The sequence below is a fragment of the Pseudomonas sp. WS 5146 genome, assembly GCF_012985495.1.
Classification (GTDB): domain Bacteria; phylum Pseudomonadota; class Gammaproteobacteria; order Pseudomonadales; family Pseudomonadaceae; genus Aquipseudomonas; species Aquipseudomonas edaphica.
The window spans coordinates 19,849-37,889 of record NZ_JAAQWL010000005.1; the positions used below are offsets into that span (position 1 = coordinate 19,849).

13 protein-coding genes and 2 pseudogenes are annotated in these 18,041 nt (G+C 60.1%); 10 read left to right on the forward strand and 5 right to left on the reverse strand.

What is annotated here, in order from left to right:
* Nucleotides 1–39 precede the first annotated feature (39 nt).
* A complete protein-coding gene (locus HBO41_RS14760; RefSeq protein WP_169986775.1) occupies nucleotides 40–1,176 on the forward strand; it encodes an XRE family transcriptional regulator in 1,137 nt (378 codons plus the stop codon).
* Complete coding sequence (locus HBO41_RS14765; RefSeq protein ID WP_169986777.1) at nucleotides 1,173–1,670, forward strand: DUF4411 family protein; 498 nt, start codon at nucleotides 1,173–1,175, stop codon at nucleotides 1,668–1,670. Before HBO41_RS14760 ends, HBO41_RS14765 begins: the two co-directional genes overlap by 4 nt.
* A gap of 40 nt (nucleotides 1,671–1,710) precedes the next feature.
* Here HBO41_RS14765 and HBO41_RS14770 read toward each other — a convergent pair whose 3' ends face one another.
* Entirely contained in the window at nucleotides 1,711–3,081 is a 1,371-nt protein-coding gene (locus tag HBO41_RS14770) for a gluconate:H+ symporter (RefSeq protein WP_017134523.1), read from the reverse strand.
* A gap of 216 nt (nucleotides 3,082–3,297) precedes the next feature.
* Between HBO41_RS14770 and HBO41_RS14775 the strand changes: the two genes are divergently transcribed.
* The 4 genes from HBO41_RS14775 to HBO41_RS14790 all read left to right on the forward strand — a co-directional run bounded on the left by HBO41_RS14775 (nucleotide 3,298) and on the right by HBO41_RS14790 (nucleotide 9,813).
* The gene (locus tag HBO41_RS14775) at nucleotides 3,298–4,203 is read left to right on the forward strand and encodes a cation diffusion facilitator family transporter (protein WP_017134522.1); all 906 of its coding nucleotides are present in this window, start codon (nucleotides 3,298–3,300) and stop codon (nucleotides 4,201–4,203) included.
* A 111-nt stretch (nucleotides 4,204–4,314) separates the two neighbouring features.
* The gene (locus tag HBO41_RS14780; RefSeq protein ID WP_138450296.1) at nucleotides 4,315–5,535 is read left to right on the forward strand and encodes a TolC family protein; all 1,221 of its coding nucleotides are present in this window, start codon (nucleotides 4,315–4,317) and stop codon (nucleotides 5,533–5,535) included.
* A gap of 18 nt (nucleotides 5,536–5,553) precedes the next feature.
* Nucleotides 5,554–6,660: an efflux RND transporter periplasmic adaptor subunit gene (locus tag HBO41_RS14785; protein ID WP_169986780.1), complete on the forward strand. Its 1,107-nt coding sequence runs from the start codon at nucleotides 5,554–5,556 to the stop codon at nucleotides 6,658–6,660.
* Nucleotides 6,661–6,678: 18 nt separating this feature from the next.
* Nucleotides 6,679–9,813 carry a CusA/CzcA family heavy metal efflux RND transporter gene (locus HBO41_RS14790; protein WP_169986782.1) on the forward strand — a complete coding sequence of 1,045 codons (3,135 nt, stop codon included), beginning with the start codon at nucleotides 6,679–6,681 and terminating at the stop codon, nucleotides 9,811–9,813.
* Nucleotides 9,814–10,654: 841 nt separating this feature from the next.
* Here HBO41_RS14790 and HBO41_RS14795 read toward each other — a convergent pair.
* The 3 genes from HBO41_RS14795 to HBO41_RS14805 all read right to left on the reverse strand — a co-directional run bounded on the left by HBO41_RS14795 (nucleotide 10,655) and on the right by HBO41_RS14805 (nucleotide 14,382).
* Nucleotides 10,655–12,049, reverse strand: a complete 1,395-nt coding sequence (locus HBO41_RS14795) for a heavy metal sensor histidine kinase (RefSeq protein WP_099549205.1) — start codon at nucleotides 12,047–12,049, stop codon at nucleotides 10,655–10,657.
* Complete coding sequence (locus tag HBO41_RS14800; protein WP_017137677.1) at nucleotides 12,046–12,720, reverse strand: heavy metal response regulator transcription factor; 675 nt, start codon at nucleotides 12,718–12,720, stop codon at nucleotides 12,046–12,048. The genes HBO41_RS14795 and HBO41_RS14800 overlap by 4 nt, the downstream gene beginning before the upstream one ends.
* Before the next feature lie 342 nt (nucleotides 12,721–13,062).
* Nucleotides 13,063–14,382: an OprD family porin gene (locus tag HBO41_RS14805; RefSeq protein ID WP_169986784.1), complete on the reverse strand. Its 1,320-nt coding sequence runs from the start codon at nucleotides 14,380–14,382 to the stop codon at nucleotides 13,063–13,065.
* 226 nt (nucleotides 14,383–14,608) lie between these two features.
* Here HBO41_RS14805 and HBO41_RS14810 point away from each other — a divergent pair, with 226 nt between their 5' ends.
* From HBO41_RS14810 to HBO41_RS14820, 4 genes and pseudogenes are all read left to right on the forward strand, one after another.
* On the forward strand, nucleotides 14,609–14,941 hold the full coding sequence (locus HBO41_RS14810; protein ID WP_017137675.1) for a DUF2790 domain-containing protein: 333 nt from the start codon (nucleotides 14,609–14,611) through the stop codon (nucleotides 14,939–14,941).
* 195 nt (nucleotides 14,942–15,136) lie between these two features.
* A pseudogene (locus HBO41_RS29855) lies at nucleotides 15,137–15,823 on the forward strand (PAS domain-containing protein); the annotation flags it as partial.
* Between the two features lie 108 nt (nucleotides 15,824–15,931).
* Nucleotides 15,932–16,363, forward strand: a pseudogene (locus HBO41_RS29860) (methyl-accepting chemotaxis protein); the annotation flags it as partial.
* 60 nt (nucleotides 16,364–16,423) lie between these two features.
* Nucleotides 16,424–16,999 carry a flavin reductase family protein gene (locus tag HBO41_RS14820; RefSeq protein WP_169986786.1) on the forward strand — a complete coding sequence of 192 codons (576 nt, stop codon included), beginning with the start codon at nucleotides 16,424–16,426 and terminating at the stop codon, nucleotides 16,997–16,999.
* A gap of 172 nt (nucleotides 17,000–17,171) precedes the next feature.
* On the opposite strand, the gene HBO41_RS14825 is transcribed toward HBO41_RS14820, so the two are convergent.
* The gene (locus HBO41_RS14825) at nucleotides 17,172–17,981 is read right to left on the reverse strand and encodes an AraC family transcriptional regulator (protein ID WP_017137672.1); all 810 of its coding nucleotides are present in this window, start codon (nucleotides 17,979–17,981) and stop codon (nucleotides 17,172–17,174) included.
* Nucleotides 17,982–18,041 lie beyond the last annotated feature (60 nt).

An 18,041-nucleotide genomic window follows, 5' to 3' on the forward strand; every position in this document is an offset into this window, starting at 1 on the left:
TATAGTCACGTCCATTCCTGACGAGCACATCTACCCCCCATGACTCAGACCGCCTATATCAACCCTGCAATCCTGTTCTGGTCTCGCCAGCGGGCGGGGCTGTCTGAGGCGCAGGTTGCAAAAGGCCTCATGGTCAAATTGGAAAGGCTGAAGGAGTGGGAAGGCGGCCAGAGCCTTCCCTCTTTTCACCAGGCACAAAAGTGGGCCGCCATTGTGCACGTCCCTTTCGGCTATCTTTTTCTCCGGGCTCCTCCTCCCGAGCATCTCCCTCTTCCAGACCTGCGGACCCTTGGTGGCGTTTTACCAGACAAGCCCAGCTTGAACCTGATGGACACAGTGAAAGACGTGCTCCGCAAGCAAGACTGGTACTTGGAATACTTGCAGGATCATGAGCGTTCACCTTTGCCCTTCGTGGGAAGCTTCACTAGCCGTTCGGCCATCAAAGATGTGGTTGCAGATATTCGTCGCGTACTTGGCGTCACGGATGCTTTTGCTCGAATGGGTTATGAAGACTATGTCAGAGCTTTGGTGAGTGGTGCAGAAGAGGCCGGGATTCTCGTCATGCGCAGTGGTGTTGCTTTGGGCAATACCCACAGGAAACTTGATGTCAGTGAGTTTCGAGGATTTGCGATCAGCAATCCTATGGCGCCTGTGGTTTTCATCAACAGCGCGGACGCGCCAACGGCACGCCTTTTTACTTTAATGCATGAACTGGCTCACATCTGGATTGGCAGCACGGGCGTGTCTGATGGCAGCAATCAAAGTGCCCGTCAGGAGGAAGCATTTTGCAACGCCGTGGCGGGAGAGTTTCTGGCGCCGGAAAATGTTTTTCGAGCGCATTGGGATTCGGATGTCCACTGGGAAGAAAACTTGGGGCCATTGGCTGGACGTTTTCGCGTCAGTACATTGGTGATTGCCCGTCGTGCCCGTGACCTTGGCTACATCAGTAATGATCAATACGGCACTTACTACCGTCGGATCTTGCAGGAGTATCGAGATAAAGAGGGTAGTGGAGGGGATTACTACCGCACAGCGGCTATCAGGAACAGTGCTCGGTTGAGCAAGGCCGTTCTCGCAGAAGCGCAGAGCGGGCGGATTTTGTTGCGAGACGCAGGAAAACTGTTGGGTGTGCAGCCAGCCAAGTTGAAAACTTATGGGATGAAGCTATCGGCATGAAGCATCTATTGGATTCGAATACGTTGATCGAGGCCAAGAACCGTTATTACGCGATGACCATTTGCCCAGGCTATTGGGCCTGGATACTGCAGCAGCATCAGGCGTTGGAAATTGCCAGTATTGTTCCGGTTCGTGACGAGTTAGCCAAAGGCAATGACGAGTTGACGCAGTGGGTAAAGGGCAATTCCAGCTTGTTTGAAGACTCGAACGATCAACAGACCCAAGCAGCCTTTGGGAATATCGTCTCAAGAATTGCTGAACAGGTATCGGTAATGAAGACTGGTGCGCTGGAGGAGTTTCTTGAGGGCGCAGATGCCTGGCTGATAGCCAAGGCTATGACGACAGGGGCGGTAGTTGTCACGCATGAGGTCTATAACCCTGACATCAAGCGCAAGTACACCATTCCTAATGTCTGCTCGCTGTTTGGCGTCCCCTATATGAACACCTTTGAATTGCTCGATAAACTCGACGCTCGTTTCGTGTTACATCACTGACAAAGTGAGGGGAAGAAGGCTTCCCCTCGATGTGGCGTCTTCAGGTCAAAAAGTGCCAGAGCAGCAGCGTACCGACCAGCCCGACCACCGAAACAATCGTCTGCAACACCGACCACACCCAAATCGTCTGCTTCAGCTGCAAACCAAAATACTCACGCACCATCCAGAACCCAGCATCGTTTACGTGGCAAAAGAACACCGAGCCCGCGCCAATCGCCAGTGCAACCAAGGAACTCTGGGTCGCGGCCAGCCCGGCCATCATCGGCGCGAGGATGCCCGCCGTAGTGGTGGTAGCAACTGTCGCCGAGCCGGTGGCCTGGCGCAGGGCCACGGCGATCAGCCAGGCCAGCAGCAGATACGGCATGTGCGCGCCTTCGGCGACCTTGCTGATGGTCTGGCTGACGCCGGCGTCCAGCAGGGTTTGCTTGAGGCCGCCGCCGGCGCCGATGGTCAGTAGTAACACGGCGATGGGCGCGAGGGCTTTGCGCAGGGTGTTGCCGACTTCGGCACGCGGCATGCCGGCGGCCCAGCCCAGGCAGATGACGGCAGCGATCACGGCCAGGCCGAGGGCAATCAGCGGTTCACCGAGGAACTTCAAGGTCAGGCCGACGGTGCTTTCGGGTGGCAACGCGACTTTGGCCAAGGTGCTGCCGAGCATTAAAATCACCGGCAACAAAATGATCAGCAGCGACACACCGAAGCTCGGCTGGCGTGGCGCCTTGGGCGGTGCGCTGAACAGCGCGCCGATGTCGGCCGGCTCATCCACGTGCAGGCGCTTGGACAGCCAGTTGCCATAGAGCGGGCCAGCGAGAATCACTGCCGGCACCGCCAGGCAGAAGCCCAGCAGCATGGTCAGGCCCAGGTCGGCGTGCAACGCGCCCACCGCAATCAACGGCCCCGGATGCGGTGGCATCAGGGCGTGCAGGGTGGTCATGCCCGCCAGCGCCGGGATGGCGATTTTCAGCAGTGGCTGGTTCGAACGCTTGGCCATCACGAAGATGATCGGCACCATCATCACCAGGCCGACTTCGAAGAACAGCGGCAACCCAATCACCATGGCCACCAGCGCCATCACCCACGGCAGTGACTTGCCTTTGCCCAACCCAAGCAAGGTGGTGGCGATGCGGTCGGCCGCGCCGGATTCGGCCATCAGCGCGCCGAGCATCGAGCCCAGGGCGATGATGATCCCGGCTTCACCGAGGATCGCCCCGGCGCCTTTGCTGAAGGCTTTGGCGACTTCTTCCGGCGGCAGCCCGGCGCCCACACCGGCGATGAACGTACCGATCAGGATCGACAGGAACGGCGGCAGTTTTGTGGCGCTGATCAACACAATGATGCTGGCGATGGCCAGCAGAACACAAAACATGAGGCGGGTGTCGTGAACCATCCACGCGGCAGTCGATAACTCCAAAACGGGACTCCTTATCGAACAGGTTGGCTAATTTGTTTCTTTTTGTTTCCTGCTCGAAAAGCATACCTGATAGAACTGCCGCAGCGCATGCATGGGCGATTTTGGTGCGCTCAATCTAACGATGAGCTGGCGGGCGAGTGACAAGTTTGCAAGGTATGCGCGGGAATTTGGCCTATAGCTCTATGATCAACGGACTACACACCACGAGGACATGCCATGAGCGCAGGACACAGCCACGCCCAAGTACGCGCCGGCCACGAACGCAAGTTATGGATGGCCCTGGGGCTGACCGGCAGCTTCATGATTGCCGAGGTTATTGGCGCTTTTGTCACCGGCAGCCTGGCGTTGTTGTCCGACGCCGCGCACATGATGACCGACGCCCTGGCCCTGGCGATTTCCCTGGTGGCCATTCAGGTCGCCAAGCGTGCGGCCGACCGCAAGCGCACTTTTGGTTATGCGCGTTTCGAAATCCTGGCGGCGGCCTTTAATGCGCTGCTGCTGTTCGCCGTGGCGTTTTACATCCTTTACGAGGCTTATCAACGACTGCAGGCGCCAGCCGAAATCCAGTCCACCGGCATGCTGGTGATTGCGGTGCTGGGGCTGATCGTCAACCTGATCTCCATGCGCCTGCTCAGTGCTGCCAGCGGTGAAAGCCTGAATGTGAAGGGCGCTTACCTGGAAGTCTGGAGCGACATGCTCGGTTCTATCGGCGTGATCATCGCGGCGGTGGTCATCATGTTTACCGGCTGGGGCTGGGTCGACTCCGTGGTGGCGGCGGCGATTGGTTTCTGGGTGTTGCCACGCACCTGGACGCTGCTCAAGGAAAGCATGAACGTACTGCTGCAAGGCGTGCCGGACGGCATGGATATCGATCAGGTTGAGCAGGCCATTCGCAGCGTGCCTGGAGTCAAGGACGTACACGACCTGCATATCTGGGCGCTGACCAGCGGCAAGAATGTGCTCAGCACGCATTTGGTCGCGGATCCGTCCCAAGGCACTGAGCAACAAATCCTCACAAGGGTGACGGAATTGCTGCACGAACAGTTCGATATTTCCCACGTCACCTTGCAGGTCGAAGGCGAAGGTTTTCATCACGACGACCCTGACGAGGTGCACGCTTGAGGCTGTGCCTTTCGGATTTGTAATCTTTGCTCCACCGCTCTGATAAGTCGCGAAAGCTACATTGCCCCCGCTGGTAAACCTCAGCGAATTCATGGGCGTGGAACTCTCGTTATGGCACTTTCGTTTAGAACATTTTTGGGGGGCGCAGCGTTGTGGGTAGCGGCGAACGCTGCCCAGGCGCAAACCCTGACTCTTGATTCAGCCCTGCAAACCGCCTTCGCCAACAACCCCGACCTGGCCGCCGCGCAATGGGAAATCGACATTGCCCAAGGCGGCCGCCAGCAGGCGGGCTTGATCCCCAACCCAGTGGCTTCCTGGGATGCCGAAGACACCCGCCGCAACTCGCGCACCACCACCATCAAACTCAGCCAGACCTTGGAGCTGGGCGGCAAACGCGGTGCGCGCATTGATGTGGCAACACGCGCTCAGGATGCCGCCGCGTTGACCCTTGAGCAGCGGCGCAATGGCCTGCGCGCCGATGTGATCGACAGCTACTACGGCGCCCTGCGTGCCCAGGAGCGCCTCGACCTGGCGCAACGCTCAATGGCCTTGGCCGAGCGCGGCCTGATGGTCGCCAATGGCCGCGTCAAAGCCGGCAAATCGTCGCCGGTAGAAGCCACTCGCGCCCAGGTGCAGTTGTCGGAGATCCGCCTGGAGCTCAACCGCGCACAGATCGGCCTCACGGATGCCTACCGCCGCCTCGCCGCCAGCACCGGCAGCGCCACCCCTGACTTCCAGGCGGTCGCCACGCAAAGCCAATCCGCACCACCGTTGCCGCCCTCGGCACAACTGCTGGCGCGCCTTGAGCAAACCACCGAGTTACGCCTGGCTGAACTGCAAATTCAGCAAAACGAGGCCAGCGTGGGCCTGGAAAAAGCCCAGCGAATTCCCGACCTCGACGTGTCGATCGGCAGCCAGTACGACGCCAGCGTGCGTGAACGTGTGAACGTGGTGGGTGTGTCCATGCCGATCCCGTTGTTCAACCGTAACCAGGGCAATGTGCTTGCCGCCAGCCGCCGCGCCGACCAGGCCCGCGACCTGCGTAACGCTGTCGAACTGCGCCTGCGCACCGAGACCCGCCAGGCCCTGGACCTGTGGCAAACCGCCGATACCGAAGTGCGCGCCTTCAACCAACAGATCCTGCCCGCCGCCCAAAGCGCGGTGGACAGCGCCACCCGTGGCTTCGAGATGGGCAAGTTCAACTTCCTCGACGTGCTCGACGCCCAGCGCACCTTGATCGCCGCACGCACCCAATACCTCACGGCGACCGCCCAGGCCACCGATGCCTGGGTGCGCATCGAACGAATTTACGGCGACCTCGCCCGGTTTTGATTTTTTCTGGAGTCCTCTATGAAACATAAACATGGCGTGGCGCTGGCCGTCGCCCTGGGCCTGATGCTGTCTGGCTTTGCCGTCGCCGATGAAGAAGAAGGCGCGCTTGAACTCACTGAACAGCAGATCCAGGCCGCCGGTATCCAACTCGCCCAGGCGCAACCGCGCTCGATCAGTACAGTGCTGACGCTGCCGGGGGAAGTGCGTTTCGACGAGGACCGTACCTCGCACATCGTCCCGCGTGCGGCCGGTGTGGTGGAGGCGGTGAAGGTCAACCTTGGCCAGTCGGTGAAGAAAGGCGAGCTGTTGGCGGTCATCTCCAGTCAGCAGATTTCCGACCAGCGCAGCGAGCTGGCGGCCAGCGAGCGCCGGGTCGAATTGGCGCGCACTACGTTCCAACGCGAGCGCCAATTGTGGAAAGACGAAATCTCCGCCGAACAGGATTACCTGCTGGCGCGTCAGACCTTGCAAGAGGCCGAAATCGCCCTGAACAATGCGCGCCAGAAGATGACTGCCCTCAGCGGCAGCGCGGTCCTGGTCGGCGGCAATCGTTATGAACTGCGTGCGCCGTTCGCCGGCGTAGTGGTGGAAAAACACCTCGGCGTCGGCGAGGTGGTCGGCGAGACCAGCAACGCCTTCACGCTCTCGGACCTGTCCCAGGTGTGGATCACCTTCGGTGTGTTTCCCAAGGATTTGAACAAGGTCCGGGTCGGCAAACCGGTGAAGGTCACCTCCACGGAAATGGGCACGCAGGTGCAGGGCGCCGTGGCCTATGTGGGCAACCTGCTTGGCGAGCAGACGCGTACCGCCACCGTGCGCGTGACCGTGCCCAACCCCGATGACGCCTGGCGCCCGGGCCTGTTTGTGACGGTGCAATTGGCCACCGATACCTACCAGGCCAAGGTCACCGTGCCAGAAACCGCGATCCAGACCGTCGAGGACAAACCCTCAGTGTTTGTGCGCACTGCGCAAGGCTTTATCACCCGTCACCTCGAACTCGGTGTGAGCGAAAACGGCTACGTCGAAGTGCGCCAGGGCCTTGAGGCCGGGGCGCAGGTGGCCACTGTCGGCAGCTTCATCCTCAAGTCCGAACTGGGTAAAGGCTCGGCCGAGCACGCCCATTGATCCTGCGAGTGATTCCCCATGTTTGAGCGCCTTATCCAATTCGCCATCGAGCAGCGCATCATTGTGCTGCTGGCGGTGCTGTTGATGGCCGGTGTCGGCATCGCCAGCTATCAGAAGTTGCCCATCGACGCGGTGCCTGACATTACCAACGTGCAGGTACAGATCAACTCGGCGGCGGCCGGTTTTTCGCCGCAGGAAACCGAGCAGCGCATTACCTTTCCGATTGAAACCGCCATGGCCGGGCTGCCGGGTTTGCAGCAGACGCGTTCGCTGTCGCGTTCGGGGTTGTCCCAGGTGACGGTGATTTTCAAAGACGGCACCGACCTGTTTTTCGCCCGGCAATTGGTCAATGAGCGCCTGCAAGTGGCACGCGGGCAACTGCCGTTGGGCATCGAAACCGCGATGGGGCCGATTTCCACCGGCCTTGGCGAAATTTTCCTGTGGACCGTCGAGGCCGAAGACGGCGCGCGCAAGGACGACGGCACGCCCTACACGCCGACCGACCTGCGCGTGATCCAGGACTGGATCATCAAGCCGCAACTGCGCAATGTGCCGGGCGTGGCCGAGATCAACACCATCGGTGGTTTCGCCAAGGAATACCAGATAGCCCCGGACCCCAAGCGCCTGGCGGCCTACAACCTGACCTTGGGTGATCTGGTCACGGCGCTGGAGCGCAACAATGCCAACGTCGGCGCCGGTTACATCGAGCGCAGTGGCGAGCAATTGCTGATCCGTGCGCCGGGTCAGGTGGCGTCGATTGATGATATAGCCAACATTGTGATCACCAGCTCGGATGGCACGCCGATCCGCGTGCGCAATGTGGCGCAAGTCGAAATCGGCCGCGAGCTGCGCACCGGCGCGGCCACCGAAAACGGCCGTGAAGTGGTGCTGGGCACGGTGTTCATGTTGATCGGCGAAAACAGCCGCACCGTGTCCCAGGCGGTGGCGAAGAAACTCGAGGAAATCAACCGTTCGCTGCCCGCCGGTGTGGTCGCCGTGACGGTCTACGACCGCACCAACCTGGTGGAAAAAGCCATCGCCACGGTGAAGAAAAACCTCTTCGAAGGCGCGCTGTTGGTGGTCGCGGTGTTGTTTCTGTTCCTGGGCAATATCCGCGCGGCGCTGATCACGGCGATGGTGATTCCGCTGGCAATGTTGTTCACCTTTACCGGCATGTTCACCAACAAAGTCAGCGCCAACCTGATGAGCCTCGGCGCGCTGGACTTCGGCATTATCGTCGACGGCGCGGTGGTGATCGTCGAAAACGCGATCCGCCGTCTGGCCCATGCGCAGCAGCGACATGGGCGGTTATTGACGCGCAGCGAGCGCCTGCATGAAGTGTTCGCGGCGGCCAAGGAAGCACGGCGTGCGCTGATCTTCGGGCAGTTGATCATCATGGTGGTTTACCTGCCGATTTTCGCCCTCACTGGCGTGGCCGGGAAGATGTTCCATCCCATGGCGTTTACCGTGGTGATTGCGCTGCTGGGCGCGATGATTCTGTCGGTGACGTTCGTGCCCGCCGCGATTGCGCTGTTCGTGACCGGCAAGGTCAAGGAAGAAGAAAACCTGGTGATGCGCACTGCGCGTCGGGTCTATGCGCCGGTGCTGGATTGGGTCATGACGCGCCGTTCATTGGTGTTCGGTTTGGCGGTGTTGACCATCGTCGCCTCGGGCGCGGTAGCGAGTCGCATGGGCAGCGAGTTTATCCCCAGCCTCAGTGAAGGCGACTTCGCCCAACAGGCTTTGCGCGTACCCGGCACCAGCCTGTCGCAATCGGTGCAGATGCAGCAGCAGCTGGAAAAAATACTGATCGCCCAAGTGCCGGAAATCGAGCGCGTGTTTGCGCGCACGGGCACGGCGGAAATCGCTTCCGACCCGATGCCGCCGAACATTTCCGACAGCTACGTGATGCTTAAACCGAAGGACCAATGGCCAGACCCGAAGAAGTCCCGCGAGGCGCTGATTGCCGATATCCAGCGCGCCAGTGCGATTGTGCCGGGCAGTGCGTATGAACTGTCGCAACCGATTCAGCTGCGGTTCAACGAGCTGATTTCCGGGGTGCGCAGCGATGTGGCGGTGAAAGTATTTGGCGATGACATGGCGGTGCTCAACAAGACCGCCGGGGAAATCGCCGAGACCTTGCAAAAGCTTGATGGTGCCTCGGAGGTGAAGGTGGAGCAGACCTCCGGCCTGCCGGTGCTGACGATCAATATCGACCGTGACAAGGCCGCACGTTTTGGCCTGAACGTGGGTGATGTGCAGGACACCATTGCCGTGGCCGTGGGTGGACGCCAGGCCGGTACGTTGTACGAAGGCGACCGGCGTTTTGACATGGTGGTGCGGTTATCCGACGCGTTGCGCACCGATATCGAAGGCTTGTCGCGGCTGTTGATTCCGGTGCCGGCGTTGGCCGGGAGTGCGGCGGGGCAGTTGGGATTTATTGCGTTGTCTCAGGTCGCCAGCCTGGACCTGGTGCTCGGCCCGAACCAGATCAGCCGCGAGAATGGCAAGCGTCTGGTAATTGTCAGCGCCAACGTGCGCGGGCGTGATATCGGCTCGTTTGTCGAAGAGGCCGAGACGGCCATCAGCACCCAGGTGAAGGTGCCCGCCGGTTACTGGACCACCTGGGGCGGCCAGTTCGAACAGTTGAAGGAAGCCTCCGAGCGTTTGCGCATCGTGGTGCCGGTGGCGTTGCTGCTGGTGTTCGGGTTGCTGTTTATGATGTTCAACAACCTCAAGGACGGCTTACTGGTGTTTACCGGGATTCCGTTCGCCTTGACCGGTGGCATCATGGCGTTGTGGCTGCGCGATATTCCGCTATCGATCTCGGCAGGCGTGGGCTTTATCGCGTTGTCCGGTGTGGCGGTGCTGAACGGCCTGGTGATGATTGCCTTTATCCGCAACCTGCGTGAAGAAGGCCGCTCGTTAGCGCTGGCGGTCAACGAAGGCGCGCTGACGCGCTTGCGCCCAGTGTTGATGACGGCGCTGGTAGCGTCACTTGGATTTATCCCCATGGCACTCGCCACCGGCACCGGCGCCGAAGTGCAGCGGCCGCTGGCGACGGTGGTGATCGGCGGAATTATTTCCTCTACGTTGCTGACCTTGCTGGTGCTGCCGGCGCTGTACCAATGGGCGCATCGCAAGGAGGAATGATGCGTATGAGCTGAGCGGGCTTGGTAATGAAATCACCAAAGCTCCCACAGGGGATCGGCTTTGTTGCTGCGGTTTCGGTTTGCAGGGCCATCGTGTCGAACGCAGATTCCACCAGCAACAAAGCTCAACTGTGGGAGCTGTCGAGCCCCAGCGAGGCTGCGAAGGCGGCGGTACAGGCGAGATATAAGGTGCCTGACCCACCGCTTTCGCAGCCTCGCTAAAGCTCGACAGCTCCCACAGGGGATCGGCTTTGTTGCTTGGGTCTTGGTCAGCAGGGCCATCGTGTCGAACGCAGATTTTGCCAGCGACAAAGCTCAAATGTGGGAGCTGTCGAGCCCCAGCGAGGCTGCGAAGACGGCGGCATAGGCGACATATAAGTTGCCTGACCCACCGCTTTCGCAGCCTCCCTAAAGCTCGACAGCTCCCACAGGGGATCGGCTTTGTTGCTTGGGTCTTGGTCAGCAGGGCCATCGTGTCGAACGCAGATTCCACCAGCAACAAAGTTCAAATGTGGGAGCTGTCGAGCCCCAGCGAGGCTGCGAAGGCGGCGGCACAGGCGATATATAAGGTGCCTGACCCACCGCTTTCGCAGCCTCGCTAAAGCTCGACAGCTCCCACAGTGGATCGGCTTTGTTGCTTAGGTCTTGGTCAGCAGGGCCATCGCGTCGAACACAGATTTTGCCAGCGACAAAGTTCAAATGTGTGAGCTGTCGAGCCCCAGCGAGGCTGCGAAGGCGGCGGCACAGGCGATATATAGGGTGCCTGACCCACCGCGTTCGCAGCCTTGCTAAAGCTCGACAGCTCCCACAGGGGATCGGCTTTGGTTTGAAGTCCGCATTCCCTATTCAGGCAATACCCGAGGAAACACCAGGCGAAACAAGGTAAAGCCACCGGGCAGGCTGCGCACATCAACCTGCCCCTGGTGCAGGGCCATGATTGATTGCACGATGGCCAGGCCCAGCCCGGTGCCGCCTTCGGTACGGGCGCGGCTGCTGTCGACGCGGTAGAAACGTTCGAACAGGTGCGGCAGGTGCTGCGCCTCAATCCCCGGGCCGGGGTTGCTGACCGACAGCGCAACCTGATTGCCATAGGCCTCCACCAGCATTGAAATATGCGACTGCGCCGGGCTGTGGCGAATGGCATTGGACAGCAGGTTGGACAGGGCACGTTGAATCATCAGGCGATCGCCCTGTACCTGGGCATCGCCGCTGAGGGTCAGGGTCAGTTGTTTGTCTTCGGCACTCAAGGCGAATAAATCCATCACTCGATGGGCCTCTTCTGCCAGCGACACTTGGGTAAATGAGCCTCGCGCGGCTGGATGGCTGACCTGGGCCAGAAACAGCATGTCGGAGACGATGCGCGCCAGGCGTTCGAGCTCTTCGGTGTTGGACTCCAGCACTGCTTTGTATTCCTCCGGTGGCCGCTGGCGGGACAGCGTCACCTGGGCCTTGCCCATCAGGTTGGTCAGTGGCGCGCGCATTTCGTGGGCAAGGTCATCGGAGAACTGCGACAGCTGTTGCACGCCCGCGTCCAGGCGGTCGAGCATCACGTTGAAGCCATGGGCCAGTTCGCCCAGTTCCTGGGGCAGGTTGTCGATGGATAAACGGTGGGTCAGGTCCTGGGTGGTGACCTTGGCCGCCACATGACTGAACTGCTTCAGTGGAGCGAGCCCGCGTTGCACCAGCCACCAGGCGCCCATGCCGATCAGGATCAGCAGCATCGGCAAGGCAATCAACGTGGCGCGCAGGTAGGCACTGAGCAACGCCTGGTCGTCCATGCGGTCCAGCGACAGCAGTACGCGCACCCGTTCGCCATTGGCCAGACGCATCAGGCTGGAGGCGCTGAGCACCTGGTTGCCATTGCTGTCGGCCCAATTGAGGTAGCCGAGGGTTTCCCTGGGCGTGAAGTCCGTCAACAAAGGCTCCTGGGGCTTGGCGCCGATGCTCAGCAAGACGCTTTCATCCGGTGCGGTGCCGACGATGGTCAGGTAGAAGTTGTCGTGGCCGATCACCAGGTCCATCAATGAGTGCGGGCGGGCGCGGATGCGGTTGGCATCCAGGCCTTGGGCCAGGCTGTGCTGGATCTGCTCCATCTTGCTTTCCAGGTTCTTGCGCGCCAGCTTTTCCAACTCGTGGGTCAGGGCCACGTACGCCAGGGTCGCCAGCAACAACACCAGGCCTGCGCCCATCAGGCTGACCGTCAAGCCGAGGCGCATCGACAAACTCCCGGTTCTCATCCACGTGCCTCCAGCACATAACCCACGCCGCGAATGGTGTGGATCAGTTTCACTTCGCTCTGGTCATCGACCTTGGCCCGCAGGCGGCTGATGGAGACTTCCACCACATTGGTGTCGCAGTCGAAATTCATGTCCCACACCAGCGAAATAATCTGCGTGCGGGTCAGTACTTCGCCGGTCTGGCGCATCAGCACCTGCAGCAGCGCAAACTCCTTGGTGGTCAGGTCGATACGCCGGGTGCCGCGATAGGCGCGATGGCGACGCGGGTCCAGTTCCAGGTCCAAAACGCGGAACACGTCCGGCTGGGGGATATGCTCACTGCGCCGCAACAGGGTACGCACCCGCGCCAGCAGCTCGGGAAACTCGAAGGGTTTGACCAGGTAATCATCGGCGCCCATGTCCAGGCCCTTGATCTTGTCGGCCAGGCGGCCACGGGCAGTCAGCATCATCACCCGTTGTGTGCCATTGCGGCGCAATTGCTCCAGCACTTCCCAGCCATCCTTGCCCGGCAGGTTGACGTCGAGGATGACCAGCTCATAGGCGTGCTGCCCGGCCAGGTGCAGGCCGTCGATGCCATTGGACGCGCAGTCCACCACATAGCCGCTTTCATTCAGGCCCTGTTGCAGGTAGTCGGCGGTTTTTTGCTCGTCCTCAACCACAAGGATACGCATGGGGGGTTACCTTTTACTGAGGGATAAGGGCTCCATTTCCTTATGGAATCAGGTGTTTTTGGAGTAGGAAAAGTCTGAACCGTGAAGTAGCTTCAGGGTCAACTGCGACCATTGGTCGCTGCTAAACCTGCCCGCAAAAAAAAACGCCCCGAGGGGCGTTAAAAATTCATCTCTTTCCAAAGGAGCTACAAAAAAGCTTCTAGAGACGAATGTTGCTCGGTGCAAATAAGTTGATGCGAGTATAGGAACTTCAACTTAACGGGAAGCTGAGCTCAATATTACAGTTTTGATACCTGGCTATTTGTGAACAGATGTTAGTTAACGGCAAACGAATGTAAGGGCTCACAGTGCAACCAGTGGATACTCGGCAATCAAGCGAACTTCCTCCAGGTCTGACTCGAACGCACTGGAGCGCACCGTGGCCTGGCGTAAACGCAAGGACAAATCCTTGAGGCTGCCACTTTGCACCACGTACTTGGCCTCGATATCCCGCTCCCATCGGCGTTGATCGGTCAGCGGGTTACCGGCTGCATCGCGGCGCATGTACACCGCGTTGGCATTGCTGTAGTCGGCGCCAGTGCCTTTGGCGTAGCGGGTCATGAATGAGAGGCCGGGAATGCCGAAGGCCTGCATGTCGAGGTCGTAGCGGGCCATCCATGAGCGCTCCTTGGGCGAGTTGAAGTCGCTGTACTGGATCGAGTTATTGAGGAAGATCGAGTCCGACTGGCGCAGGTAGTCGAAGTCGTCATTGCCATTGTTGCGCTGGTGCGAGAGGGCCAGGCTGTGGGCGCCGACCTTGACCCCGAGCCTGGCGCTCCAGATGTTGTTGTTGAATTCGCCCAGCAGTTTTTTGCCTTCGTCCACGGCCTTGTAATAGTTCACGTCACCGAACAAGGACACGTTTTCACTCAATGGGTAACTGGCGTTGGTGCCGACGTAGTACTGGTCCCAGGCGTCCTTCAGGCGGCTGCTGTACGCACTGACACTGAGGTGTTTGTTCACCGCGTATTCGCCGCCGAAATAGCCGATCCAGGGCGAGTCGACCTTACCTGCATAGAAGGTCGCAAAGCCCTTGTTCATGCCGCTTTCACTCGGCTGGCTCATGCCGCTCAAGCGCCCGCCTTGCAGGCTCAGGCCCTCAAAGCTGGTGTTGTGAGCGGTGACGCCGCGAAAGCTTTCCGGCAACAGGCGCGAATCGCCAGCGGCCACCACCGGCGTGGCGGGGAACACATCGCCAGCTTTTATCACCGTATCCAGCACCCGTAGTTTCGCCGCGCCGCCGAATTTGCTGTAGCTGCTTTCGGGGTGGTTGTCGCTGTCTACCGGCAGCACGCCGAACGACCCCTTGCCGCCGCTGCGACCGGTGCCCGAGTCGAGCTTGAGGCCGTACATGACGAACGCATCCAGGCCGAAGCCAACGGTGCCTTGGGTAAACCCGGATTCGAATTTGCCGATCAAGCCCTGCGCCAGGGCTTCAGAGTAACCGTTGCCGGTAGGGCTGGACTGGCCCTTGCGGTCATCGCGGTTGAAGTAAAACGTGCGCGCCAGCACGTTCACGCTGCTGCCTTCGATAAAACCGTCGGGCTTGTCCTCTAAGGCCACGGCCGCCAGGGGCAGTGCGGCGAGCAAGGAAAAGGGAAGGATATGGTTAGTAATGCGCATGGTTCGCTCCTGGGTAGTGGCAGTTTTCAGCTTCTTATAGAGGCGGGCGTTCTTATTGATCTGGCCCGGGCCGATAGTTGCAAACCGTGGATAACGAACTCATGGCGTGAACATTACAATTCTGGAAACTCACGGCCACCTAACAAATAAGTAATGTTTTGGTGAACATTGCGTCAGGGTTGGTTGATTAATCTCGTCACTGAACTTTTCTGACGAGGAACTAATGATGAACGCTTATAAAGTTGCCCTGGGTGTATTGGTCGCGGTCCTGTCTTTTGGCGCGTTGGCCGAAGGCGGCGGGGACCGCACCTTTGCCCTGATGATGGAGCGCAATGAAAAAGCCATGGCTGCTTACGCCGAAAAGAAGGGCAAGCCCGCACCCGAGGTGCAGGCCTACCGCTATGGCATGAAGCTGGACATTGAGAGGGTGGTCAACGTAACGCCGCCGATCCGCTCCTGCGAAGCGGTGCCGTCACGCATGACCTATGAAGACTCCACCGGCAAGCTCAATACCCTGGAATACCAAGTGATGGGTGTGTGTCGAAACAACGGCGGTTAATGGATCCAAAAAAAGACAGCTGGCTGCGGCGAAAAAAACGCTTCAGAAAACGCCCGCAGCGCCGATGCAGGTCAGATACACCTCACCCAATGCCATCGGTGCCTCATGTTCAATACCCGCCTGAAGCAAGAGCTGTCTGCTCTTCGCGAAGAATTGTCGAGCTTGCAGCAGGTCAAGGAGAGCCTGGAAAGTGAAATGCTGTGCCTGACGCTGGATGCCGACGGCCGGGTGGAGTGGGCCAATGCCAACTTCCTGCAAGAACTGATTTACCAGGCCAGCAACATCGTGGGGCGTCTCATTGATGAGCTGGTGCCGCCGCATGTGCGCCAGGACGAATTCCAGCTGCGCTTTAAAAATGCCCTGGTGCGCGGCGAACACTTCGCCGGCACCGTGCGCCTGATGCGTGGCAACGGCAAGGAAGCGTGGCTGCGCTCGATTGTGCAGCCGGTGCGCAACTCGGAGGGGCGCATCAAGCATTTTTCGATTTACTCAAGCGACCTCACCCGCACCATCGAGGCGTCGCGCGAGCATGAAAACCTGATTACCGCGCTGGTGCGTTCCACGGCGGTGATCGAATTCGACCTCGACGGGCATGTACTTACGGCCAACGATCGCTTTCTCGCCGGCATGGGTTACAGCCTGGCGCAGATCCAGGGCAAACATCACCGCATGTTCTGCGAACCGCAGGAGTACAACAGTGGCGAATACCAACAGTTCTGGAAGCGCCTGAACGCCGGTGAATTTGTTGCGGCACGCTTCAAACGGGTCGACAGTCATGGCCGCACGGTTTGGCTGGAAGCCACGTACAACCCGGTGCTGGACGCCAATGACCGCCTGTACAAAGTGGTCAAGTTCGCCACGGTGATTACCGATCAGGTCAATCAGGAACAAGCCGTGGCCGAGGCTGCCAATATCGCCTACAGCACCTCGCTGCAAACCGACAACAGCGCCCAGCGCGGCACCACCGTGGTAACCCAGGCGGTGGATGTGATGCGTGATCTGGCCAAGCATATGCAACAGGCCGGTGACGGCATCGAGGCGCTGAATGCCCAATCCCAAGTGATCGGCACTATCGTCAAGACCATCAGCGGTATCGCCGAACAGACCAACCTGCTGGCGCTCAACGCAGCCATTGAAGCGGCACGTGCCGGTGAACAGGGCCGTGGCTTTGCGGTGGTGGCCGATGAGGTACGTCAGTTGGCCTCGCGTACCAGCAAAGCCACGGAAGAGATTGTCGGCGTAGTCCGCCAGAACCAGGACATGGCCCGCGATGCAGTGACCTTGATGAACGATGGCCGCCTGCAGGCCGAACAAGGCCTGGCCCTGGCGGCCGAGGCGGGCACGGTGATCGTGGAGATCCAGGACGGTGCGCAAAAAGTCGTCAGCGCGGTGGGCCAGTTCGCCAATCAGCTGTCGAGCTGACCCGTAGGGCGTGTGCTTGAGGTATCGTAGGTTTTTTCTTGCTTGAAGAGCCGACCCTCCATGAGCCCGACCCACCGTCGCCCCGTTCCGCTGTCCAAGGCCTACCGCTTGCTCAACCACGGCCCGACTGTGCTGGTCAGCGCAGCCCACGATGGCAAACGCAACATCATGGCCGCCGCCTGGGCGATGCCGCTGGATTTTGAACCGCCCAAAGTCGCCGTGGTGTTGGACAAGTCCACCTGGACCCGGCAACTGCTGGAAGGCGCCGGCACGTTTGTGTTGCAAGTACCCTGTGTGGCGCAGGCCGATCTGGTGCAGACGGTCGGCAATACCAGCGGTTCCGAGACCGACAAGTTCGCCGCCTACGGCCTGCACACCTTCAGTGGCGAGCACACCCAGGCGCCGCTGCTGGAAGGCTGCGTGGCCTGGCTGGAGTGCCGCTTGCTGCCCGAGCCGCACAACCAGCAGACCTACGACCTGTTCCTCGGCGAAGTGATCGGCGCCTATGCCGACGAGCGCGTGTTCAGCGACGGGCATTGGCACTTCGAAGGGCATGACGAATTGCGCACCTTGCACCATATCGCCGGCGGAAATTTCCTCAGCATCGGTGCGCCGGTTGTCGGGCGCGAGCTGTAAGCCACGGCTGCAGCGTGCTGCAGGCCGGGTGAGTGTTTTTGCCGGCGACCCCGCATTGTGGGAGCTGGCTTGCCTGCGATAGCGTGTGTCAGGCACTCAATATATTGACTGATGCACCGCAATCGCAGGCAAGCCAGCTCCCACAGGTTTAATCGCATTTCAGGTGGGCCAATCAGCGCCCTAGCATCTTCACCCATCGCGACGGCGGCATGCCGTAGGTGCTGCGAAATTGCCGGGTCATATGGCTCTGGTCGGTGAAACCTGCGGTCAGCGCCGCGTCCACCAGCGATTGGCCCTGGGCCAGCAAGCTGCGCACCAAGTCCAGCCGGCGCATGGTCAGGTAGCGGTAGGGGCTGGTGCCGAACAACAAACGAAAATCTCGCGACAGCGCCCAGCGATCGCGACCGCAGTGGTCGGCCATTTCATCCAGGGTGATGCTGCGGCCCAGGGCGCTGTGGATAAACTCGCGGGCGCGCTCGGCAGCCACATAATCGAACGACTTGCGGCTGATGATCGCGCCGGATGCCGCGTTCAGCGCGTGTGCCAGGTCGAACAGGGCGTCCTGTTCCTGCATCGGGTCAACCGGGCAGTCGAGGTTTTGCAGCAACACTTCGCTGGCGCGGAAAAGGCGTGGGTCAGTCGACAAACCGTTGTGGATAAACGGCAGTGGCCGACCACCGAGAATCTGCTGGATCAGCGCCGGCTCCACATAAATCATCCGGTACTTGAACCCCTCCACGCTGCTGGCGCGGCCGTCATGGGATTCATCGGGGTGAATCACCATGGTCCTGCCCGGCAGGCTATGGGTCATGCAGCCACGGTAGTGGTAGCTTTGCACGCCAAACAAGGTGCGGCCGATGGCGTAGGTGTCGTGGCGATGCGGGTCAAACGCAAAGCCTGCAAAGTACGCCTCGATACGGTCCAGGCCGCTGGCGTGCGGGGCGCGGTGCAGCCAGTCGAGGGTGGAAGTGGGTTGGCCCATGATGACTTGTCACATGTAGAGGTGGAAACACGTTAACCGAGTCTGCATCGGTTGTCTGCC